The sequence below is a fragment of the Demequina rhizosphaerae genome (assembly GCF_000971255.1).
GTDB classification, from domain to species: Bacteria; Actinomycetota; Actinomycetes; order Actinomycetales; family Demequinaceae; genus Demequina; species Demequina rhizosphaerae.
Genome location: NZ_BBMC01000004.1, coordinates 310,612 through 333,053, shown reverse-complemented (window position 1 = coordinate 333,053; position 22,442 = coordinate 310,612). Strand labels below are relative to the sequence as shown.

Sequence of the window (22,442 nt, the reverse complement as noted above, 5' to 3'; positions counted from 1 at the left end):
CATCGTGCCGTGGCGCTTTGACGGGACCCCGGCGCGGGTATATGTTTTCTGCGGGAACATTTTAACCCGCTCGACGACGACTGGAGAAGCGATGTCCTTCACCCCCACCCCCGCCGACCACTTCACGTTCGGCCTCTGGACCATCGGTTGGCCCGCCGCCGACCCGTTCGGCTCCGCCACCCGCGGCGCCCTGGACCCGGTCGAGGCCATCCACAAGCTGGCCGAGCTGGGCGCGTACGGCATGACCTTCCACGACGACGACCTGTTCCCGTTCGGGTCGTCGGACGCGGACCGCCGCGCGGCGATCGACGCGCTCAAGAAGGCGTGCGACGAGACCGGGATGAAGATCCCGATGATCACCACGAACACGTTCTCGCACCCCGTCTTCAAGGACGGCGGAGTCACCTCCAACGCGCGCGACGTGCGCCGCTTCACCATCCGCAAGATCCTGCGCAACATCGACCTCGCCGCCGAGCTGGGCGCGAAGACCTTCGTCATGTGGGGCGGCCGCGAGGGCGCGGAGTACGACTTCTCCAAGGACATCCGCGTCGCGCTCGAGCGCTACCGGGAGGCCGCCAACATCTTCGGCGACTACGTGCTCGAGAAGGGCTATGACCTCAAGTTCGCGATCGAGCCCAAGCCGAACGAGCCCCGCGGCGACATCCTGCTGCCGACCGTCGGCCACGCGATGGCGTTCATCAACACGCTCGACCACCCCGAGCTGGTGGGCCTCAACCCCGAGGTGGGCCACGAGCAGATGGCCGGCCTCAACTTCACCGCGGGCATCGCGCAGGCGCTCGACCACGGCAAGCTGTTCCACATCGACCTCAACGGCCAGCGCGGCATCAAGTACGACCAGGATCTCGTGTTCGGCCACGGCGACCTCATCAACGCCTTCTCGCTGGTCGACCTGCTGGAGAACGGCGGCCCGAACGGCTCGCCGGCGTACACCGGCCCGCGCCACTTCGACTACAAGCCCTCGCGCACCGAGGACTTCGACGGCGTGTGGGAGTCGGCCAAGGCGAACATGCGGATGTACCTCATCCTCAAGGAGCGCGCCGCGGCCTTCCGCGCCGACCCCGAGGTCCAGGAGGCCATCGCGGCCACCCGCCAGGGCGAGCTCGCGCAGACCACGCTCGGCGAGGGCGAGACCACCGCCGACCTGCTGGCCGACACCTCCGCCTACGAGGACTTCGACCCCGACGCGTACTTCGACGGCAAGGGGTTCGGCTACGTCCGCCTCCAGCAGCTCGCCGTCGAGCACCTCATGGGTGCCCGCTGATCCTTCCCCCCTCCCGGCGTCCCGCCCGTCCTTCCTCCTTGGGGCGGGCGGGGCGCCTCTCCCCTTCCTGACCGCTGAAAGGCCCGCCGCATGACGCTCGTCGCCGGAGTCGACTCGTCCACCCAGTCCTGCAAGGTCGTGGTCCGCGACCTCGAGTCCGGCGCCGTGGTGCGCCAGGGCCGCGCCTCGCACCCCGACGGCACGTCCGTCGACCCCGAGCGCTGGTGGGACGCGCTGCAGGCCGCGCTCGAGGAGGCCGGCGGCCTCGACGACGTCGCCGCGATCTCCGTGGGCGGCCAGCAGCACGGCATGGTCGCGCTGTCCGAGGACGGCACGGTGGTGCGCGACGCGCTGCTGTGGAACGACACCCGCTCGGCCGGTGCCGCGGCGGACCTCGTGGCGGAGTTCGGGGCGGAGGCGCTCGCCGAGCGCACCGGCCTCGTGCCTGTCGCGTCCTTCACCTCGACCAAGCTGCGGTGGCTGCGCGACGCCGAGCCGGAGAACGCGGCACGCGTGGCCGCCGTCGCCCTCCCCCACGACTGGCTCACCTGGCGGCTGCGGGGCTACGGGCCCGCCGCATCGTCCCCGCTGGGGCCGGTGCTGACGGAGCTCACGACGGACCGCTCCGACGTCTCCGGGACGGGGTACTGGAATCCCGCCACCGGCGAGTACGACCGCGACCTGCTGGTCGCCGCGCTGGGGCACGATGCGGTGGTGCCGCGCGTGCTCGGGCCCGGCGAGTCGGCGGGCACCGTGCACGGGCTCGGCTGCGTGGTCGGGCCGGGTGCGGGCGACAACGCCGCGGCCGGCCTCGGGCTCGGCGCGACCGTGGGCGACGTGGTCGTGTCGCTCGGCACGTCCGGCACCGTGTTCGCCGTGACCGAGCAGGGCTTCCGCGACGCGACCGGCATCGTCGCCGGCTTCGCGTCCGCATCCGGCGAGCACCTGCCGCTCGTGTGCACGCTCAACGCGTCGCGCGTGCTCGACGCGTTCGCGCGCGTGCTCGGCGTCGGCTACGACGAGCTGGGCGACCTGGCGATGGCGGCCGAGCCCGGCGCCGGCGGCCTCACCCTGGTTCCCTACTTCGAGGGCGAGCGCACCCCCAACCTCCCCGACGCCACCGCGACGCTGTCCGGGATGACCCTGTCGAACACCACGCGCGAGAACATCGCCCGGGCCGCGATCGAGGGCATGCTCGCGGCGCAGGCCGTGGGCATGGAGGCGATCCTGTCCGCGGGCGTGGTCGCGAAGCGGGCGCTGCTGGTGGGCGGCTCGGCGCAGAACGCCGCCGTGCAGGCCATCGCCGCCCAGGTCTTCGACGTGCCCGTCGAGGTGCCCGAGCCCGGCGAGTACGTCGCCGCGGGCGCCGCGGTGCAGGCCGCGTGGGCGCTGACCGGATCGCGTCCGGAGTGGCCGCTGGCCGTGGTCGCGGCGCCCGCCCAGGACACCCGGCCGGCGATCATGGAGGCGTACTCCGCCGCCGCGGGGGCCTACCTCTCCTGACCCCGCGGGCGTCGCATCGTCCCTCCCCAGGCGGCCGTCGGACCTCGCGCGTAATGTCAGCCTGAGGGGCCGACGGCGGCCCCGAGGGGGACGGCGATGGGGACCGAGCCATGACCGTGAGCTTCGTGCTCGAGGCCATCGTGGTGCTCGGGTCGATCGTGCTCGGCACCCGGACCGGCGGCATCGGGGTCGGCATCTGGGGCGGCGTCGGCACCTTCATCCTGGTCTTCCTGTTCGGCGAGGCGCCGGGCGCGGCGCCCATCACCGCCATCGGCATCATCCTCGGCGTGGTCACCGCGGCGGCGCTCATGCAGGCCGCGGGCGGGATCGACTGGATGGTCGCGATGGCGGCGAGGGTGATCGAGAGCCGGCCGAAGCAGATCACGCTCATCGCGCCGCTGACCGCGTTCCTGTTCTGCGCGGGCGCCGGCACGGGCAACATCGTGTTCCCGCTGCTGCCCGTGGTCTACGACCTCTCGGTGAAGAACGGGATCCGTCCCGCGCGGCCGCTGACCGTGACGGTGGTGCAGTCCGGCATCGCGCTGGCTGCCTCGCCGGTGTCCGCCGCGATGGCGGCGATGCTCGCGTTCACCGACGTCGCGCCCTACAACCTCGGGCTCGCGCAGATCCTCGCGATCACCTTCCCCGCCTGCGTCATCGGCATCGTGGTGACATCCCTCGTGGTGAACCGCATGTGGAAGAACATGGACGACGACCCCGAGATCCAGGAGCGCATCGCGGCCGGCGCGGTCGCGGCGCTGAGGGACGATGCGGGCACGCGCGCATCGTCCGCCCTCACCTACACCGCCCGCGGACGGAATGCGGCGGTCACGTTCCTCATCGGCGTGTTCGCGATCGTCGCGTTCGGGATCTTCGAGGGCCTGCGTCCGACGTACACGGTCGACGGCGAGAGCGTCCGCGTCGACATGGGGGTCACGATCATCCTGGTGATGCTCGTGGTGAGCGCGCTCATCGTCTTCGTGGGCCGCCCCAAGGTCGGCTCCGTGCCCGACCAGTCGGTGTTCAAGGCGGGCATGGTCGCCGCGATCGCCCTGTTCGGGATCGCGTGGCTCACCGCGACCTTCATCGCGGCGCACGAGGAGTTCATCGTCGAGTCCGTCGGCTCGTGGGTCACCAGCGTGCCGCTCCTCTTCGCGCTCGCGGTGTTCCTCGTGGCGGCGATGACCACGAGCCAGTCGACCGCGACGAACACCATCGTGCCCATCGGCCTCGCAGCGGGCCTGCCCGTGGGCGCGGTCGCGGGCATGTGGGCCGGCGGGCTCGGCGGCGTCTACACGCTGCCGGCCAACGGCCCGCAGATCGCGGCGGCGAACTTCGACGAGACCGGGTCCACCAAGCTGGGCACCAAGCTTCTCGACCACAGCTTCTTCGTGCCGATGCTCATCCTCTCGGTCACTACAGTCGTGGTCGGAGCGGTGATCGGCGCGTTCTTCTGACCCGGCACCCCACGACACCTCGACATCTCGAACGGAAGGCGACCCCTCATGCCCGCAGCGGAGATCCAGGAGAAGGTCCGGGCGCTCATGCCCGGCGTCATCGCGGACCTCGAGGAGCTCATCTCCATCCCGTCCGTCGCGTTCCCCGGCTACCCCGAGGAGCCGATGCACCGGATGGCCAAGCGCACCCTCGAGCTGTTCCGCGAGGCCGGGTTCACGGACGCGCACCTCGCGGAGGTGCCGCACGGCTACCCGCCGATCTACGCCGAGCTGCCCGGGCCTCCCGGGTCGCCGGTGGTCGTGCTGTACGCGCACTACGACGTGCAGCCGGCACCCGAGTCGCAGGGCTGGACCACGGACCCGTGGACGCCGACGCGCAAGGACGACGGCCGCGTCTACGGCCGCGGCGCCGCCGACGACAAGTCGGGGCTCGCGACGCACCTCGGGATGATGCGCGCCTTCGACGGCAAGCCGCCGGTCACCATCCGGCTCATCCTCGAGGGCATGGAGGAGACCGAGAGCAACCTCGAGGAGTTCGTCGAGGCGCACCCCGACCTGTTCCAATGCGACCTTTTCGTCGTGTGCGACATGGGCAACCTCGTCGCGGGCGAGCCGGTGCTCACCACGGCGCTGCGCGGCGACGTGTCCTGCACCGTGACCGTGCGCACGCTCGACCACCCGCTGCACTCGGGCGTCTTCGGCGGCGCCGCGCCGGACGCGATGATGGCGCTCGCCCGCCTCCTGTCCACGCTGGTGGACGATGCGGGCGACGTGGCCGTCGCGGGCGTCACCACCGGCACGTGGGAGGGCGCCCAGCAGAGCGAGGAGAGCTTCCTCGAGGGCGTGCCGCTGCTCGACGGGGTCTCGCTGATCGGGACCGGGACCGTCTCCGACCGCCTGTGGGCGAAGCCGTCGATCAACGCGATCGGCATCGACACGACCTCCATCGCGGGCTCCTCGAACGTCATCCTGCCGCAGGCGAGCGCGAAGATCTCGATGCGCATCGTCCCCGGGACCGACCCGGAGGCCGAGCTCGACGCGCTCGTCGCCCACCTCGAGTCGCACGCGCCGTGGGGCGCGCAGATCGAGGTGAAGCGGGTCAAGGCCGCGCCCGCGTTCCTGGTGCCGAGCGGCGGCGCGGGCGTCTCCGCCGCCCGCGAGGCGATGTCCGAGGCCTTCGGGTCGGAGGCGAGCGAGGTCGGGTCGGGCGGGTCGATCCCGCTGCTCCAGACGCTCCACGAGGCGTGTCCGGCCGCGGAGTTCGTGCTGTGGGGCCCCGAGGACATGGACAAGGCGCGCATCCACGCGTCGGACGAGAGCGTGGACCCGGCCGAGATCGAGCGCATCATCGTCGCGCAGGCGCTGCTGCTGGAGAAGCTCGCCTCACGCTGACCTCGGCGGCGTCAGCCGGCGACGTCCTCGGGCTTGAGGCTCACGCGCCGGAGCAGCTGCGCGTTCGCGGCGACCACGATGGTCGACAGGCTCATCGCGATCGCCGCGACCGCGGGCGGCATCGTGATGCCCGCCCACTGGAGCGCGCCCGCCGCGACGGGGATCGCGACGGCGTTGTAGCCGGTGGCCCACACGAGGTTCTGGCGCATCTTGCGGTAGGTCGCGTGCGAGAGCTCGATCACGCCGACGACCCCGCGCGGATCCGAGCCCGCGAGCACCACGCCCGCGGCCTCCATCGCGACGTCGGTGCCGGCGCCGATGGCCAGGCCGACGTCCGCGCGCGCCAGGGCCGGCGCATCGTTCACGCCGTCGCCCACCATCGCGACCCTCTTGCCCTTGTCCTGGAGGTCGCCGACGGCCTTGTCCTTGTCGTCGGGGAGGACCTCGGCGAAGACGTCGTCGATGCCGAGCTCGCCTGCGACCGCGTCGGCGACGGCCTGCGAGTCGCCGGTGATGAGGGCGACGTCGATGCCGCGGGCATGGAGCGCGTCGACGGCCTGGCGGGACTCGTCGCGGATCGGGTCGGCGGTGGTGAAGGCGCCCACGACCTCGCCGTCGGCCACCACGTGCAGGACGGCGCCGCCCTTGTCGCGCCACCCGGCCGCCGCATCGTCCAGGCTGTCGGGCGCCTCGATGCCGAGGTCGTCGAGCAGCGCGGGACCGCCGACGGCGACGTCCTTGCCGTCGACGCGTGCGCGGACGCCGCGTCCGGGGAGGGTGTCGGCGTCCTCGGCGGTCGGGATGTCGAGGCCGCGGTCCTGCGCGGCGGCGACAACGGCACGGCCGATGGGGTGCTCCGAGTCGCGCTCGACGGCGGCCGCGAGGGCGAGCATCGTGTCGTCGTCGATGGCGCCCGTGGTGGCCGTGTCGGTGAGCGCGTGCTCGCCGCGCGTGAGGGTGCCGGTCTTGTCGAAGAGGACCGCGTCGACGGTGCGCATCGCCTCGAGCGCGGCGGTGTCCTTGACGAGGATGCCCTGCTTGGCGGAGGTCGAGGTCGCGATCGCGATGACCAGCGGGATCGCGAGGCCCAGCGCGTGCGGGCACGCGATCACGAGGACGGAGACGGCCGCGGTGAGCCCTTGCGCGGGGTCGCCGAGCGCGGCGTGGACCGCGAAGGTGATCGCGGCGGAGCCGAGCGCGATCCAGAAGAGCCACGCGGCGGCGCGGTCCGCGAGCTTGCGGGTGCCGGAGCGGCTGTCCTGGGCGTCCTGGACCATGCGCTGGATTCCGGCGAGGGCGGTGTCGTCGCCGGTCGCGGTGACCTCGACGCGCAGCGAGCCGTCGGTCGCGACGGTGCCGGCGACGACGTGGTCGCCCTCCTTCTTGGCGACGGGGGCGGACTCGCCGGTGACCATGGACTCGTCGAGGCTCGCCTCGCCCTTGGCGATGGTGCCGTCCGCGGGGATGCGTCCGCCGGGGCGGACCACGACAGTGTCGCCCTCCTCGAGGTCGGCGATGCTCACGTGCTCGGTGCCGCCGTCCGCGGTAGTGCGCTCCGCATCGTCCGGCAGCAGCTCGGCGAGCGCCTGCAGGGCGCCCTGCGCCTGCCCGACGGCCTTCATCTCCTGCCAGTGGCCGAGGAGCATGACGACGATCAGGGCGGCCAGCTCCCTCCAGAAGCTCAGGTCGCCGATGCCGAGCGTGGCGGCGGCGGACGCTCCGAAGGCGACGGTGATCGCCAGCGAGATCAGGGTCATCATGCCGGGCTTGCGGACGGTGATCTCGTCGCGCCAGGCCATGCTGAGGAACGGCCAGCCGCCCCAGAGGAAGATCACGGTGCCGAGCACCGGCGGGATCCACGCGGAGCCGGGGAGGTCGTAGCCGAGCCAGCCCTCGACCATCTCGCTCGTCGCGATCACGGGTACCGCGAGGAGGAGGTTCCACCAGAACAGCCTTCTGAAGAGGGCGGCGTGGCCGCTGTGGTCCGTGCCGTGGTGGGCGTGGGCGTCGTGGTTCTCGTGGGTCTCGTGGTTGCTGTGGGCTTCGTGCTGATCGCGCGTGGAAGCGTCGTGCTGCATCGTGGCGTGGTCGTGTGCCATGGGGACCTCCTTGGAGTGGCAACAATTCCGCACGCTATTCCTTCCATCCCGCTGGAAGGTCAAGAGGCTGCGCGGCCGGGCGCCCCGCGTCGCCGGACGCCCCGGCGCGGCGTCGCGCCGGCTCGCCAGGGAGCTGATGCCCACAGGCCCCGGCTCAACGTGTTTTTCCACATCTACCTGGGATGATAGTCGGAGCGCGTTGTCAGACCCTGGTGATGTGATGGATCCATGGACGCCTCGTACCTGTTCGATGCCGATCCCGGTGGTGCCGCCGCCGGGGTCGATGCGTTCGGGCACGCGTGCCGAGACGCGCGTGCGGCGGTGGGGACGATGCGTGGGCTGGCCGCGTTGGGTGACGCCGGGGCTGCGGTCGCGAGGCTGGGGGATGCGGCGCAGCTGGCCCGCGAGGTCGACATGGTGCTGGCACGGACGGCGCGGGATATCGAGACCGGATCGGATGTGCCCGGAGGTGGGGTCGCGAAGCAGCACGGTCATCGATCCGCGGCGGATCTCGTTGCCGCGACGATGGGCACCACCCGCGCCGAGGCGTTCCGGCTGATCGAGGTCGGGCGGGCGCTCGAGGAGATGGAGAGCGGCAGGCCCGGGCCCGACGACCCCGAGGACGATCCGGATGACGCAGGCGACCCGGACAACAACCCGGACGACGATCCGGACGACGACCCGCCGCCGGCTCCCAAGCCGAAGCCCAAGCCTCAGCCGCGCTACCCCGCGGTCGCCGCGGCCCTGGACGCCGGTGAGATCTCCGCCGACTGCGGCGCCCAGATCATCACCATGCTCGACTCGCTCTCCCCCGACGTGCCTGCTGAGTTCAAGCAGGACGCCGCCGCCCAGCTCGTCGAGCGCGCCAAGGGGTTGGACGCGACCCGGTTCGCCCGTGTCGTGGGGCGGTTCAAGGCGGCCCTCGACGTCGAGCAGCACGAACGCAACCTCACGCGCATGCGCTCGCGACGCCACCTACGGATCTACGAGAACCGTGCCGGGATGCTGGTGCTCAACGCAGAGCTCGACCCCGAAACCGCCGCCCCCGTGCGCGCCGCATTGGACAAGCTCGTCGGCGATGCGATGCGCGCCAGCCGCGACATCCCCGGACTGGACGGGCGCACCACCGACCAGATGCGCGCCGACTCCCTGGCCGACCTCGCCCGCCACGCCCTGGGCTGCGAGACCACGACCGCGCTGTTCGGCACCACCACCGTCGTCGTGCGCGCCACCGCCACCGACCTGCAGCACGGCACCGGATTGGGTGAGGTCGACGGCTGCACGCAGCCCATCGGCATGACCACCGTGCACCGCATGTTCACCGCCGGCATCCTCGTCCCCGCGCTGGTGGGCGACAACGGCGAGGTCCTCAACCTCGGACGACGCCAATACCCCTTCTCACGCGCGCAACGCGTCGCCCTCGGCGAACGCGACGGCGGCTGCGCATTCTGCGGAGCCCCTCCCGCCTGGTGCGAGGCCCACCACATCGTCTACTGGTCCCGAGGCGGCCGCACCGACCTCGCCAACGGCGTCCTCTTGTGCTCCCACTGCCACCACGTCATCCACGACCAAGGCTGGCAGATCCGGGCTACCGACACCGAAATCTGGTTCATCCCACCCGCATCCGTCGACACCTCGAGAACACCCCGCCAAGGCGGACGCGCCAGATTCGGCACACCCCGACCCTGGAACACCACCCGCACCGGCGACAACAACGGCGAGGACGAACCCGGCGCTCCGCCTGAACCCTCGTAGCTGGCCCGCCCCGCGGCGCCACCCCTTCGGGGCGGTGCCGCACACGCACGTCCCAGCGCCCTCAACTCACGCCCGGAGGCCCCGAATGCACAAGCGGGCAGCTGGCCGGCGTGGACGTCGCGCGAGAGGACTGCGGTGGCTGCCGAGGTTCCTACGGCATCTCGGGAAGGACGAAGCTCCATCCCTCGTCGAGGCGCTCGGAGACCACCTCGATGACGGCGTCGACCGTGCCGGCGCGGTTGCCGCCGCCATCATGCAGGAGCACCAGCTCCCCCGGCACCATGGCGAGCCTCAACCGCGACGCCAGGACAGCAGGGTCCTGCTCGACCCAGTCCTCAACCGTGTTCGCGACGTCGAGCGGCTGCATCCCGAGCCGCACGGCGACGGGCGCGGTGACTCCCCACGAGCCGTTGGGCGCACGCCAATACGGGACGGGCACGTCGTCGCCGACCGCACCCTCGATGATCTCGAGGTTCTTCAGCATGTCGTCGCGCACGTCGAGGGCGTTCCACTGCCCCATGTCCTCGTACGAGGTGGCGTGGTTGCAGAGGATGTGCCCGTCGGCGACGATGCGGCGCAGCACGTCGGCACCGGAAGGGATCGTGGTGCCGTCGGCGGAGATCCCGGAGGGCCGCAGGATCTCCTCGCCGATCACGGCGAACACCGCGCGGATGACGCGCGACTTGAGGAAGTCGAGCAGCCGGATCGTGTCGAGGCCGTTGGGCCCGTCGTCGAACGTGAGGGCGCAGGCGGGGCCGGAGCGCGCGAGACCTCCGCTCGCGACGCGACGGACAGGGGTCTCGGTCAGCATGTTCCGAGGCTAACGCTGCGAGACGGTCGGGGCCGCCCGCAACGCACGCGACCCCGCCCGGAGCCGGGCGGGGTCGCGAGACGGTGCTGCGTGACGGGAGAGGTCAGCCCTCGACGCCGGCGCGCTGGAGGATGATCTCGCGCACGCGGCCCGCGTCGGCCTGGCCGCGCGTGGCCTTCATGACCGCGCCCACGATCGCGCCCGCGGCCTGGACCTTGCCGTCCTGGATCTTGGCGAGGACGTCGGGCTGGGCGGCCAGCGCATCGTCCACCGCCTTCTCGAGCGCCGAGTCGTCGGAGACGACCTCGAGGCCGCGCGACGCGACCACCTCGGCGGGCGAACCCTCGCCCGCGAGGACGCCCTCGAGCGCCTGACGCGCGAGCTTGTCGTTGATCTTGCCCTCATCGATGAGGCCCTGGAGCTCGGCGATCGCGTCGGGGGTGACGGGCAGCGCGGTGAGCGCGACCTCGCGGTCGTTCGCGACGCGCGACAGCTCGCCCATCCACCACTTGCGCGCGGCCTGGGCGGTCGTCCCCGCCTGCACGGTGGCGGCGATGAGGATGAGCGCGTCGGCCGCGACCACGTCGCGCATCTCGAGGTCGGAGAAGCCCCACTCCTCGCGCAGGCGGGCCCGCATCTTGGCGGGGTGCTCGGGGATGGTGCTCCGGAGCTCCTCGACCCACTCGCGCGAGGGCTCGACCGGCAGCAGGTCGGGCTCCGGGAAGTAGCGGTAGTCCTCCGCCTCCTCCTTCGAGCGGCCCGGCGTGGTCGACGAGGTGTCCTCGTGCCAGTGGCGGGTCTCCTGCACGACCGGCTGGCCGCCGAGCAGCAGCGACGCCTGGCGGGCGGCCTCGAAGTGCACCGCACGCTCGATCGCGCGCAGCGAGTTGACGTTCTTGGTCTCGGAGCGCTTGCCGAACGGCACGTCGTCCTGCGACTCCCCCGCGACCGCCTTGGGGCGCAGCGAGAGGTTGACGTCGGCGCGCACCGAGCCCTGCTCCATGCGGCCGTCCGAGATGTCCAGGGCGCGGACGATGTCGCGGATCGTGGCCACGTAGGCGCGCGCGACCTCGGCGGTGCGGGCACCCATGCCCGTGATGGGCTTGGTGACGATCTCGACCAGCGGCACGCCGCCGCGGTTGTAGTCGACGAGCGAGTAGTCGGCGCCCTGGATGCCGCCGGTGCCACCCACGTGGGTGTTCTTGCCGGCGTCCTCCTCCATGTGGGCGCGCTCGATGCCGATGGTCACCACGGTGCCGTCGTCGAGGACCACGTCGAGGGAGCCCTCGTAGCAGGTCGGCTCGTCGTACTGCGAGATCTGGTAGTCCTTCGCGAGGTCCGGGTAGAAGTAGTTCTTCCGGGCGAAGCGCGAGGACTCGCGGATCGAGCAGCCCAGGGCCAGGCCCAGGCGGATCGCGGACTCGACGGCCTTGTCGTTGGTCACCGGCATCGCGCCCGGCAGGCCCAGGCAGACCGGGCAGACCTGGGTGTTGGGCTCGGCGCCGAACTCGTTCGCGCAGCCGCAGAACATCTTGGTCTTGGTGTTGAGCTCGACGTGGACCTCGATGCCGAAGACCGGGTCGAACTCCTCCATCGCCTGCTCGTAGGTCATCGTGGTCACTCGGCCACCTCCAGCTCGGGCGCCTGCGCGGACAGCGGACCGCCCCACTCGGCGGTCAGCGACGCCTCGAGGGCGGCGCCGATGCGGTACAGACGGGCGTCCTCGTGCGCCGGCGCCAGGATCTGGAAGCCGGTGGGCAGGCCGTCCTCGGGCGCGACGCCCGACGGCAGCGACATGCCGGGGATGCCGGCGAGGTTCGCGGGGATGGTCGCGATGTCGTTGAGGTACATCGCCAGCGGGTCGTCGATGCGCTCGCCGATCTTGAACGGCGTGGTCGGCGTCGTGGGCGACACGAGCACGTCGCACTGCGCGAAGGCCGCGTCGAAGTCGCGCTGCACCAGCGTGCGGACCTTCTGCGCCGAGCCGTAGTAGGCGTCGTAGTAGCCGGCCGACAGCGCGTAGGTACCGAGGATGATGCGGCGCTTGACCTCGTCGCCGAAGCCCTCGGCGCGGGTCGCGAGCATCGTCTTCTCCACCGTGGTCTTCTCGACGCGGAGGCCGAAGCGCACCGAGTCGAACTTCGCGAGGTTGGAGGAGGCCTCCGACGGGAGGATCACGTAGTACGCGGCGAGCGCGTACTCGAAGGACGGGCACGAGACCTCGACGATCTCGGCGCCCATGCCCTTGAGCCGCTCGAGCGACTCGTCGAAGCGCTGGGTGACGCCGGCCTGGTAGCCGCCGTCCGCGCCGCTGAGCTCGCGCACCACGCCGATCTTCACGCCGGTGAGGTCCATCTGCGCGCCCTCGAGGGCCGCGTCGACGCAGGCCGGGACCGGCTCGTTGAGCGAGGTCGCGTCCATCTCGTCGTGGCCGCCCATGACCTCGTGCAGGAGCGCCGTGTCGAGCACGGTGCGGCCGCAGGGGCCGAGCTGGTCGAGCGACGAGGCGAGCGCGATCGCACCGAAGCGGGAGACACCGCCGTAGGTGGGCTTGACTCCCACGGTCGCGGTGACCGACGCGGGCTGACGGATCGAGCCGCCGGTGTCCGAGCCGATGGTCAGAGGCGCCTCGAAGGCCGCGAGCGCCGCGGCCGAGCCGCCGCCCGAGCCACCGGGGATGCGCTCGAGGTCCCACGGGTTGCACGTCGGGCCGTAGCCCGAGTGCTCCGTCGACGAGCCCATCGCGAACTCGTCCATGTTGGTCTTGCCGAGGATGGGCATGCGCGCCTCGCGGACGCGGCGGGTCACCGTCGCGTCGTACGGCGGGATCCAGCCCTCGAGGATGCGCGAGCCGGCCGTGGTGGGCAGGCCCTTCGTGACGAGGACGTCCTTGATGCCGATCGGCACGCCCGCCAGGCGGGGCAGCTCCTTGCCGGCCGCGCGGTCGGCGTCGACGGCGCGGGCCGTCTCGAGCGCGCCCTCGGCGTCGATGTGGAGGAAGGCATGGACGGGCCCGTCCACGGCGGCGATGCGGTCGAGGTGCGCCTGCACCAGCTCGACCGACGTGACCTCGCCGGCGGCGAGGGCGTCGGCCATCCGGGCGGCGGTGGCCCGGGTCCAGTCGACGGTGTGCTCCGACATCAGGCCTCCTCCCCCAGGATCTGCGGGACGCGGAAGCGCCCGTCCTCCGCCTCGGGGGCGGCGGCCAGCGCATCGTCCTGCGAGAGCGACGGGCGGACCTCGTCCTCGCGGTGGATGTTGGCCATCGGGATCGGGTGGCTCGTCGCCGGGACGTCCTCGCCGGCGACCTCGGCCACCTTGGCGACGGCGTCGACGATCACGGCGAGCTGGCCCGAGAGGCGGTCGAGGTCCGCGTCGGTCATGTCGATGCGGGCGAGCGCCGCGAGGCGCGCCACATCGGATCGCTCAAGGGAAGACATGGCGTCGAGTCTAGTGGCGCGAGGTCGGGCTCACTGCTCCGCTCAGGGTTCCCACGAGTAGCCCAGCAGTCGCACCGCGCCCTCGGGCGGCTCGCCGTGCTCGAGCGGCACCCGCGTGACCGAGCCGTCCTCGTTGTCGAACACCACCCAGTCGAGCTCCTCGCGCCGGCGGAAGCCCATCCGCTCGTACAGCCGGTGGGCCGCGTGCATCGTGTCGAGGGTCGACAGCACGATGCGCGTCGCGCCCTGCTCGACGGCGCGGTCCATCGCCGCCTGGGTGAGCGTGCGGCCGATGCCGCGCCCGCGCTCGATGGGCGACACCGCGAGCATGCGCAGCTCGAACTCGGCGTCCTCCGCGAGCTCGATGAACGGGCTGCCCGGCGGCACCAGCGTGATGGTGCCCACGATCGAGCCCTCGCCGCGCTCGCCGTCGATCATGGCGAGCAGCTCGGCGTCCTGGGCCCGCGCCGCGGCGTCGCGCAGCTGTGGGAGATAGGGGTGCGCGTGGTCGATCAGCCCGTCGGCGAGGTAGGCGAGAGCCGTGAGCTCTCCGATCTCCTGAAGGCGGGACTTCTCGTCCGGCCCGACCTTGCGCACCGCGAATCTCACTGTGGACCCTCCCGGGGATCGATGCGACGGTCCCACTGGGGCGTCGACGTGTCCGATGGCGTGCCCTCGACGGGGTCCGGATGCTGGCCCGTGGGCCCGCGTCCGGCGTCCTCCTCCGGCGATGGCGGCGGGGTCGTCTGGCGCTTGCCGACCGCGATCACGATCGCGATGACGAGCACCACGAGGACCACCACTCCGGCGACAGCGCCGATGATGAGTGCGGTGTTCATCGTGGCTCCTCACTCCCCCTCCCGGCCAGACTACCCACGGCGCCGCGCGGGCGGGTGGGGAATCTGCGGGGCGCTGCGCGGGCGATCGTGCGGGGTCGCGCATGCGTACCGGGGAACGGGCCGGGGGTCAGTCCAGCGCCGCGGGCCCGCCCTCGAGGAGCCTCACGAAGGCGGCCTCGTCGAGGGTCGGCACGCCCAGCTCCTCGGCCTTCGCGGCCTTCGAGCCCGCGTTCGCGCCCACGACCACGTAGTCGGTCTTCTTGGACACGGACGATGCGGCCTTGCCTCCGCGGGAGATGATCGCCTCCTTGACGGAGTCGCGGGTGAAGCCCTCGAGCGAGCCGGTCGCGACCACGGTGAGGCCCTCGAGGGTCCGCTGGACGGACTCGTCCCGCTCGTCCTCCATGCGGACGCCGGCGGCGGCCCAGCGGTCCACGATGTCGACGTGCCACGGCACCGTGAACCACTGCAGCACCGACTCCGCGATCACCGGACCGACGCCGTCGACCGCGGCGAGCTCCTCCTCGGAGGCCGCGCGGATCGCGTCCATCGACCCGAAGGCGGTCGCGAGCGCGCGGGACGCGGTGGGCCCGACGTGCCGGATCGACAGGGAGACCACCACGCGCCACAGCGGCTGGGTGCGGGCGCCCGCGAGGTTCTCCAGCAGCTTGAGGCCGTTCGCGGACACGTCGCCGGCCTTGCGCCCCTCGACGCCCGCCTCCTGCTGCTTCCTCGTGAGCTTCTCGTCCACCTCGTAGGTGAACAGCGGCACCCGGCGCAGATCCTCCTCGGTGAGGTCGAACAGCCCGGCCTCGTTGGGCAGCACGCCCGACTCGACGAGCGCCGCCGCGGCCTTCTCCCCCAGCACCTCGACGTCGAGCGCGCCGCGCGAGCCGATGAACGCGATGCGGTCGACGATCTGCGCGGGGCAGCCCTCGGCGTTCGGGCAGCGGAGGTCCTTGTCGCCCTCCTTCTGCTCGGCCAAGGGGGTCCCGCAGGACGGGCACTCCCCCGGCATCGTCCACTCGCGCTCCCGCCCCGTGCGGGCCGCGACCACCGGGCCGACGATCTCGGGGATGACGTCGCCCGCCTTGCGCAGCACCACGGTGTCGCCGATGAGCACGCCCTTGCGGGCGACCTCGTGCGCGTTGTGCAGCGTCGCGTAGGTGACGGTCGAGCCGGCGACGAGCACCGGGGTCATGACGCCGTAGGGGGTGACGCGGCCGGTGCGGCCCACGTCGACGCGGATGTCCTCGAGGGTGGTGTGGACCTCCTCGGGCGGGAACTTGTAGGCGATCGCCCAGCGCGGCGCGCGGCTCGTGGATCCCAGCGCGCCCTGAACGCCGCGGTCGTCGACCTTGAGCACCGCGCCGTCGATCTCGTGGATGAGCGCGTGGCGGCGCTCCTCGAGGTCCCGCAGGTACGCGTCGACCTCGTCGACGCCCGTGACGACGCGCGCGTGCTCGGTCACCGGCAGACCCCACGACGCGAGCACCTCGTAGATCCCGTGCTGCGTGCCGGCGCTCGGGTGAGGCTCGGTCGCCCCCCACTCGAGCGCGCCGAGCGCGTACGTCGTCACCGCGAGCGGGCGGGTCGCCGTGACCGCCGGGTCCTTCTGGCGCAGCGAGCCCGCGGCGGTGTTGCGGGGGTTGGCGTACGGCGCCTTGCCCTCCTCGAGCAGGCGCGCGTTGAGCTCCTCGAAGGCCGCGACCGGGAGGTACACCTCGCCGCGCACCTCGACCAGCGTCGGCACGTGGTCGCCCGCGAGCGTGCGCGGCAGGCCCGCGATGGTGAGCACGTTGGCGGTGACGTCCTCGCCCGTGGTGCCGTCGCCGCGCGTGACGCCGCGGACCAGGGTGCCGTTCTCGTACGTGAGCGAGATCGACAGGCCGTCGATCTTGGGCTCGCACACGACCGCCTGGACGCCCGCCTCCTTCTCGACGCGACCCAGCCACGCCTCGACGTCCTCGATGGAAAACGCGTTGTCGAGGCTCATCATCCGCTCGCGGTGCTTGACCGAGGCGAAGCCGGTCGCGACCGCGCCGCCGACCGTCTGGGTGGGGCTCTCCGGCGTCGCCAGCTCGGGGTGCAGCGCCTCGATCTCGCGCAGCTCGCGCTCGAGGGTGTCGTACTCGGCGTCGGAGACGGTGGGGGCGGCGAGCTCGTAGTAGGAGTGGCGGTGCGCCTCGATCTCCTGGACGAGCTCCTGGTGGCGGGCACGGGGGTCGGTCACCGTCCTATCCCACCACGTCCCCCCGACACCGGACGCCCCCCCGACACCCGGCGCCCACCCGGCCCTGGCATCGTCCCTCTCCGATCAGTAGCGTGTGCGCATGCGCTCCGCCGTCCTGGCCGCCTCCGCGGCCCTGCTCCTCGCCGCCTGCACGACGGCCGAGGCGCCGACGCCGCGCGCCACCGTGACCGCGACCCCCGAGCCCCAGCCCGCGATCACCGCGACCGTCACCCCGGAGCCGGTCGCCGATCCGTCCATCGACGTCGTCGCGAACCCGTTCGCGCGACCCGACTGGCTGGGCACCACCGTGCTGAAGAAGCAGGACAACGACCTCGGGAAGCCCGTCGCCACGCCCGAGGAGCTGCGCGACCGCCGCCTCGAGCCCGGCAAGACTTCCTACCCGGACCCCGAGACCGACGACTGGTTCGTCGAGATCTCGGCTATCCCCGACGACGTGCTCAAGCGCTCGAGCTGGCGCGAGCAGTGCCCCGTCGAGCCCGAGGACCTCGCCTACATCGTCATGCCGTTCTGGGGCTTCGACCTCCAGGCCCACACGGGCGAGATGATCACCAACGCGGCGCATGCCGAGGAGCTCGCGAGCGTCTTCGAGAAGATGTACGAGCGCCGCTTCCCCATCGAGGAGATGCGCGTCACCTCGTGGTCCGAGGTGCGCGGCGACCACACCGGCGACCAGAACGTCACCATCTCGTTCGAGTGCCGCAAGGTCACCGGCGGCTACGACGTCTGGTCCGAGCACGCCTCCGGGCTCGCTGTCGACATCAACCCGTTCCACAACCCGTGGGTCCGCGACGGCTACGTCTTCCCCGAGCTCGCGGGCGCGTACCGCGACCGCGAATGGCTGCGGCCGGGCATGATCGAGACGCAGCGCAAGATCATCGAGGACTTCGCGGCGGTCGGCTGGGAGTGGGGCGGCACCTGGACCGACCTCGACGACTGGATGCACTTCTCCGCCACCGGCCTCTGACGGGACGATGCGCGGCTCACCCTGGGAGGGTCCATGGCAGGCAGCACGCTGATCGAGGGCGGGTACATCGCGACGATCGACCCCGCCGGCACCGAGATCGCCCGCGGCTGGATCACCGTCCGCGGCGGACGCATCGTGTCGATGGGCGAGGGCGCCGCGCCGTCGGACGTGCGTGACGCCTTCCCCGACGTGATCGACGCGCGCGGCACGCTCGTGACGCCGGGCCTGGTCAACACCCACCACCACCTCTACCAGTGGCTCACGCGCGGGTGGGCGCAGGACTCGATCCTCTTCGACTGGCTGGTCGCGCTCTACCCCACGTGGTCGCGCATCGACGCCGACACCGCGGGGGCGGCCGCCGCCGGGGCTATGGGGGTGCTCGCGCGGTCCGGCTGCACCACCGTGGGCGACCACCACTACATCTTCCCGCGCGGCTCCGGCGACATCGTCGGGTCGATCGTGCACGAGGCGTCCGAGCTAGGGCTGCGGCTCCACGCCACGCGCGGCTCGATGGACCTGGGCGAGTCCGACGGAGGGCTCCCGCCCGACTTCGCGGTCGAGACGACGGACGATGCGCTGGCCGCCTCCGCGGAGGCCGTCACCCGGTACCACGACGCGTCGTTCGACTCGATGGTGCGGGTCGCGATAGCGCCCTGCTCGCCGTTCTCTGTCACGAGCGACCTCCTGCGCGAGTCAGCGTCCCTCGCGCGCGACCTCCACGTGCGCCTCCACACGCACGGCGCCGAGACCGTCGAGGAGGAGGCGTTCTGCCGCGAGCGCTTCGGCATGTCCCCCACCGACTACCTCGAGTCGCTCGGCTGGCTCGGGCCCGACGTGTGGATGGCGCACTGCGTGCACCTGTCCGACGCGGACGTCGCGCGCTTCGCCGAGACCGGGACCGGCGTGGCGCACTGCCCGTCATCGAACGCGCGCCTCGCCGCGGGGATCGCGCCCGTGCGTGCGCTGGTGGACGCGGGAGCACCCGTGGGCCTCGGCGTCGACGGCGCCGCCTCGAACGAGCACGGCCGGCTCGGCTCCGAGATCCGCCAGGCGGCGCTGCTCGCGCGCCTGCGCGACGGGGCCGGCGCGATGCCGGGGCGCGACGCGCTGCGGATCGCCACCATGGGCGGCGCGCGGGTGCTGGGACGCGAGAAGGAGATCGGCTCGCTCGAGCCGGGCAAGCTCGCCGACATCGTCCTGTGGGAGCTCGACGAGATCGAGCACGCGGGGATCGCGGACCCGGTCGCGGCGCTCGGGCTCGGCTCGCTCCCCCGCGTGCGGCGCATGCTGGTCCAGGGCGAGGACGTCGTGATCGACGGGCGGCTGGCGCGCGGCGACGAGACCGTCATCGCGGGCCGCGTCGTGGAGGCCGCGGAGCGGCTCAGGGGCTAGGCGGCCGAGGCTGCGCTGCTGAGACCGCCCGGCTCGCGCGACGCCCACCGGCGCGCTGCGAGGTGCTCAGCGCCCAGAATCGGCCGATCCGGGCACCGAGCGCCTCGCAGGATGCCTGGAGACGGGCTCGAGCCGCGCCGGGGGCGCCGAGGCAGGCGGCAGGCGCTACCGGACCTGCTGCTTCACCACCAGCAGCCGGTACGGGCCGCCCCACCAGCGGTGGCGGACCCCGCCCGCGTAGTAGACCGAGTCCCCCACGCCCAGCGCGTGGGCCTTCCCGTCGGTCTCGACCTCGGCCGCGCCCTCGACGACGAACACGAACTCGTCTTCGGCGTGGACGAAGACCTCGCCGGGGTCGACGGCCTCGGACTCGACCAGGATCGGCGTGAACGGCCGGGTGCCCCGGACCAGCGAGACCGCGGGACCGCGGGCGAAGCCCTGCGGCGTCGGGCGCCGCGATCCCGCGCGCGACACCTCGACCCGGCGCGGGGGCGCGCCGTCGTCGGCCTCGGCGGCCGCGACCAGCTCGACCGGGCTCGTCTCGAGCGCGACCGCGATCCGTCGCAACGACTGCAGCGACAGGTTCGCGAGGCCGCGCTCCACCTGCGACAGGAACGGATGCGACAGCCCCGTCGACTCGGCCAGCGACACGAGCGTGAGCCCGCGCGCCTTGCGCAGCTCCCGCAGGCGCGCCCCGAGCCGCGCGGCGGCCTCGTCGGGACCGTCCTGCGCGTCTCCCACGGTCACACCCGCTTCGACGGGTGCATGCCCATGCGCACGAGCACGGTGTTCTCGAGGATCTGCACGAGGTTGTAGAGCACGAGCGACACGAACGTCACCACGACCACGGACGCCCACAGCTCGTCGAACTTCGCCGAGGTGGCGTAGCCGTTGATGACGCCGCCGATGCCCGATCCGGTGGCGAGCCACTCGGCGAGCAGCGCGCCCGTGATCGCGCCCGGCACGGACACGCGCACCGCGGCGAAGAACGCCGGCAGCGACGCGGGCAGCGCCACCTTGACGAGCTGCTTCATCGAGCTGCCGCCGTAGACCTGCACCACCTCGAGCGTCTGCTGCGACGCCTGCTGGAGGCCGTACGCGATGTTCACGAGCGCGGGGAACAGCACCACGATGCCGCCCATCACCGCGACCGTCATGAACTCGCGTCCGAAGATCATGATGATGACCGGGGCGAACGCGATGAGCGGGACCGAACGCAGCAGCAGCGCGATCGGCATCATCGCGTGCTCGAAGCCCTTCGACAGGCGGAACCCGATCGCGCCCGCGAGCGCGAGCAGGAGGCCCGCGACGAAGCCGATGACGGCGTCGCCCAGGGTGACCCACAGGTTCGCCATGATCTCGGCGCGGTTCTCCGCCGCATCGTCCTCGACGAAGAAGAAGTTCCACACGTCCGCCGGGCCCTTGGCCACGTAGGGCGACAGGTCGGAGACCCACAACGCCACCTGCCACAGCACCACGACGGTGACGAGCGTGAGGCCGAAGGTGAGCAGCGAACTGCCGAGCGACTTCAGGGTGCTGCGGCGGGCCTGGCGGCGGACCTGGGCCGCGAGCTCCGCGGTCTGCTGGGCGTCGGCCTTCGATGCGGCGATCGTGTCGGTCATGCCGCGGCCCCCTTCGACCAGGGGGTCGACAGCCGCGTGAGCATGCCGACCAGGAGGTACAGGAGCAGCGCGATCGCGCCGGAGGCGAGGGCGATGCCCCACACGCGCGGCGAGTTGAGCGACTGCTGGGCGATGATCATCGCCGGACCGATGCCCGTCTCGACCTTGCCGAAGTACTCGCCGAGCACCGCGCCGAGGAAGGCCGCGGGCACCGCGATCTGGAGGGCGGTGAGCACCGCCGGCAGGGCCGCGATCACGCGCACCTTGCGCAGTTGCACCCACGCGTTGCCGCCGTAGACGTGCACGACGTCGAGGCTCGCCTTGTCCGCGGCGTGCAGGCCGAGCAGCGAGCCGACCACGGTGGTGAAGAACACCGACAGCGCCGCGATGAAGATCGCGGTACCGGACGGCTCGCCCTTCTTGGGCACCTCGAAGATCAGGACGAGCAGCGGGCCGATCGCGACGATCGGGATGCAGTACGAGATGACCGCGAGCTGCATGACGGCGCCCTCGAGGCGCGGCAGCACCATCACCAGCGCGGCGAGCACGAGCGCGACGCCGTTGCCCCACAGGTAGCCCTGCACGGCCTCGTTGAGGGTGACGGAGAAGTTGGTGACGTAGAAGTCGAAGCCGACGTTGCCGTACTCCTCGACCACCTGCACGGGGCTCGGGATCGCCTTGGTGTTGCCCGAGCCGACGTTCGCGAAGATCGTCACCGAGGCGATCCACCAGAACGCGACCAGCCCGAGGGCGCTGAGGGACGCGGTCGCCCACGCCGGCAGCCTGCGCCCCATCAGTGGTCCTCGGTGGCCGCGCCGCCGACGCCGAAGAGCAGCTCGGAGGCCTGGTCGACGTAGGCGTGGAACTCGGGGCTGCGCTGGATGTCGGGGGTGCGCGGGCGCGGCAGGTCGATCTGCATGACCTCCTTGACCCGGCCCGGGCGCGGGCTCATCACGGCGACCTGGTCGGCGAGGAAGATCGCCTCCGAGATGCCGTGGGTCACCAGCAGGGTGGTCGCCGGCTTCGCGGCGAGGATGCGCATGAGCTCGAGGTTGAGGCGCTGGCGCGTCATGTCGTCGAGCGCACCGAACGGCTCGTCGAGGAGCAGCACCGACGGCTTGAGCACGAGCGCGCGGGCGATCGACACGCGCTGGCGCATGCCGCCCGAGAGCTGCGCGGGCTTGGCCTTCTCGAAGCCCTTGAGGCCGACGAGCTCGATGAGCTCCTCGATGTAGTCGTGGTCGACCGGCTTGCCGGAGACCTCGAACGGCAGCTTGATGTTGTTGTACACGGAGCGCCACGGCAGCAGCGCCGAGTCCTGGAACGCGATGCCCAGCTCGTTGTACGCGCGCAAGTCCTTGGGCGAGCGGCCGTCGACGCGCGTCGAGCCGCTCGTCGGCTGCTCGAGGCCCGCGAGGATGCGCAGGATCGTCGACTTGCCGCAGCCGGACGGGCCCAGCAGCGCCAGGAAGGACCCGCGGTCCGTGTGGAGGTTCGCGTCCTGGAGCGCGGTGACGGTCTTCTTCCCGGAGGAGAAGACCTTGGTGAGCCCGGAGATCTGCAGGCCGGTGCCCGGGGCGGTCTCGCCCCGGGCACCGGTCTCGGTGACGTCGGTCACTGGTGCTCCCGCAG

General features: G+C 72.1%; 19 protein-coding genes. 7 read left to right on the top strand and 12 right to left on the bottom strand.

Annotation, left to right across the window (positions count from 1 at the left end; genetic code table 11):
• Nucleotides 1-91: 91 nt before the first annotated feature.
• From xylA to AOM07_RS07715, 4 genes are all read left to right on the top strand, one after another.
• Nucleotides 92-1,282 carry a xylose isomerase gene (gene xylA, locus AOM07_RS07730; protein WP_062312469.1) on the top strand — a complete coding sequence of 397 codons (1,191 nt, stop codon included), beginning with the start codon at nucleotides 92-94 and terminating at the stop codon, nucleotides 1,280-1,282.
• A 90-nt stretch (nucleotides 1,283-1,372) separates the two neighbouring features.
• Nucleotides 1,373-2,785 carry a xylulokinase gene (locus AOM07_RS07725; protein ID WP_062312467.1) on the top strand — a complete coding sequence of 471 codons (1,413 nt, stop codon included), beginning with the start codon at nucleotides 1,373-1,375 and terminating at the stop codon, nucleotides 2,783-2,785.
• 110 nt (nucleotides 2,786-2,895) lie between these two features.
• On the top strand, nucleotides 2,896-4,242 hold the full coding sequence (locus AOM07_RS07720) for an anaerobic C4-dicarboxylate transporter family protein (RefSeq protein ID WP_062312465.1): 1,347 nt from the start codon (nucleotides 2,896-2,898) through the stop codon (nucleotides 4,240-4,242).
• A 48-nt stretch (nucleotides 4,243-4,290) separates the two neighbouring features.
• A complete protein-coding gene (locus tag AOM07_RS07715) occupies nucleotides 4,291-5,634 on the top strand; it encodes a M20/M25/M40 family metallo-hydrolase (RefSeq protein WP_062312463.1) in 1,344 nt (447 codons plus the stop codon).
• Nucleotides 5,635-5,645: 11 nt separating this feature from the next.
• On the opposite strand, the gene AOM07_RS07710 is transcribed toward AOM07_RS07715, so the two are convergent.
• A complete protein-coding gene (locus tag AOM07_RS07710; RefSeq protein WP_084830177.1) occupies nucleotides 5,646-7,733 on the bottom strand; it encodes a heavy metal translocating P-type ATPase in 2,088 nt (695 codons plus the stop codon).
• 228 nt (nucleotides 7,734-7,961) lie between these two features.
• On the opposite strand from AOM07_RS07710, the gene AOM07_RS07705 reads away from it, so the two are divergent.
• Nucleotides 7,962-9,488: an HNH endonuclease gene (locus AOM07_RS07705; protein WP_062312461.1), complete on the top strand. Its 1,527-nt coding sequence runs from the start codon at nucleotides 7,962-7,964 to the stop codon at nucleotides 9,486-9,488.
• Between the two features lie 151 nt (nucleotides 9,489-9,639).
• Here AOM07_RS07705 and AOM07_RS07700 read toward each other — a convergent pair whose 3' ends face one another.
• From AOM07_RS07700 to ligA, 7 genes are all read right to left on the bottom strand, one after another.
• Nucleotides 9,640-10,299, bottom strand: coding sequence for a polysaccharide deacetylase family protein (locus AOM07_RS07700; RefSeq protein ID WP_062312459.1), 660 nt, complete (start codon nucleotides 10,297-10,299; stop codon nucleotides 9,640-9,642).
• Between the two features lie 103 nt (nucleotides 10,300-10,402).
• A complete protein-coding gene (gene gatB / locus AOM07_RS07695; RefSeq protein WP_062312625.1) occupies nucleotides 10,403-11,911 on the bottom strand; it encodes an Asp-tRNA(Asn)/Glu-tRNA(Gln) amidotransferase subunit GatB in 1,509 nt (502 codons plus the stop codon).
• A 5-nt stretch (nucleotides 11,912-11,916) separates the two neighbouring features.
• Nucleotides 11,917-13,440: an Asp-tRNA(Asn)/Glu-tRNA(Gln) amidotransferase subunit GatA gene (gatA, locus tag AOM07_RS07690; protein WP_062312457.1), complete on the bottom strand. Its 1,524-nt coding sequence runs from the start codon at nucleotides 13,438-13,440 to the stop codon at nucleotides 11,917-11,919.
• A complete protein-coding gene (gene gatC, locus AOM07_RS07685; RefSeq protein WP_062297965.1) occupies nucleotides 13,440-13,739 on the bottom strand; it encodes an Asp-tRNA(Asn)/Glu-tRNA(Gln) amidotransferase subunit GatC in 300 nt (99 codons plus the stop codon). The genes gatA and gatC overlap by 1 nt, the downstream gene beginning before the upstream one ends.
• Nucleotides 13,740-13,781: 42 nt before the next feature.
• Complete coding sequence (locus AOM07_RS15110) at nucleotides 13,782-14,348, bottom strand: GNAT family N-acetyltransferase (RefSeq protein ID WP_228374406.1); 567 nt, start codon at nucleotides 14,346-14,348, stop codon at nucleotides 13,782-13,784.
• Nucleotides 14,345-14,578: a DUF6479 family protein gene (locus tag AOM07_RS15105; RefSeq protein ID WP_062312455.1), complete on the bottom strand. Its 234-nt coding sequence runs from the start codon at nucleotides 14,576-14,578 to the stop codon at nucleotides 14,345-14,347. Before AOM07_RS15105 ends, AOM07_RS15110 begins: the two co-directional genes overlap by 4 nt.
• A gap of 127 nt (nucleotides 14,579-14,705) precedes the next feature.
• Entirely contained in the window at nucleotides 14,706-16,811 is a 2,106-nt protein-coding gene (ligA, locus tag AOM07_RS07670; protein WP_062312453.1) for an NAD-dependent DNA ligase LigA, read from the bottom strand.
• A gap of 100 nt (nucleotides 16,812-16,911) precedes the next feature.
• On the opposite strand from ligA, the gene AOM07_RS07665 reads away from it, so the two are divergent.
• Nucleotides 16,912-17,796 carry a M15 family metallopeptidase gene (locus AOM07_RS07665; RefSeq protein ID WP_062312451.1) on the top strand — a complete coding sequence of 295 codons (885 nt, stop codon included), beginning with the start codon at nucleotides 16,912-16,914 and terminating at the stop codon, nucleotides 17,794-17,796.
• A gap of 33 nt (nucleotides 17,797-17,829) precedes the next feature.
• Nucleotides 17,830-19,188, top strand: coding sequence for an 8-oxoguanine deaminase (locus AOM07_RS07660; protein ID WP_062312448.1), 1,359 nt, complete (start codon nucleotides 17,830-17,832; stop codon nucleotides 19,186-19,188).
• Nucleotides 19,189-19,353: 165 nt separating this feature from the next.
• On the opposite strand, the gene AOM07_RS07655 is transcribed toward AOM07_RS07660, so the two are convergent.
• From AOM07_RS07655 to AOM07_RS07640, 4 genes are read right to left on the bottom strand one after another with little or no spacing between them, the layout of a single operon-like run.
• Nucleotides 19,354-19,935 carry a helix-turn-helix domain-containing protein gene (locus tag AOM07_RS07655; RefSeq protein WP_082101371.1) on the bottom strand — a complete coding sequence of 194 codons (582 nt, stop codon included), beginning with the start codon at nucleotides 19,933-19,935 and terminating at the stop codon, nucleotides 19,354-19,356.
• Nucleotides 19,932-20,810: an ABC transporter permease gene (locus tag AOM07_RS07650; RefSeq protein ID WP_062312446.1), complete on the bottom strand. Its 879-nt coding sequence runs from the start codon at nucleotides 20,808-20,810 to the stop codon at nucleotides 19,932-19,934. The genes AOM07_RS07655 and AOM07_RS07650 overlap by 4 nt, the downstream gene beginning before the upstream one ends.
• A complete protein-coding gene (locus tag AOM07_RS07645) occupies nucleotides 20,807-21,604 on the bottom strand; it encodes an ABC transporter permease (RefSeq protein WP_062312444.1) in 798 nt (265 codons plus the stop codon). Before AOM07_RS07645 ends, AOM07_RS07650 begins: the two co-directional genes overlap by 4 nt.
• Entirely contained in the window at nucleotides 21,604-22,428 is an 825-nt protein-coding gene (locus AOM07_RS07640) for an ABC transporter ATP-binding protein (protein WP_062312442.1), read from the bottom strand. Before AOM07_RS07640 ends, AOM07_RS07645 begins: the two co-directional genes overlap by 1 nt.
• Between the last annotated feature and the right edge of the window lie 14 nt (nucleotides 22,429-22,442).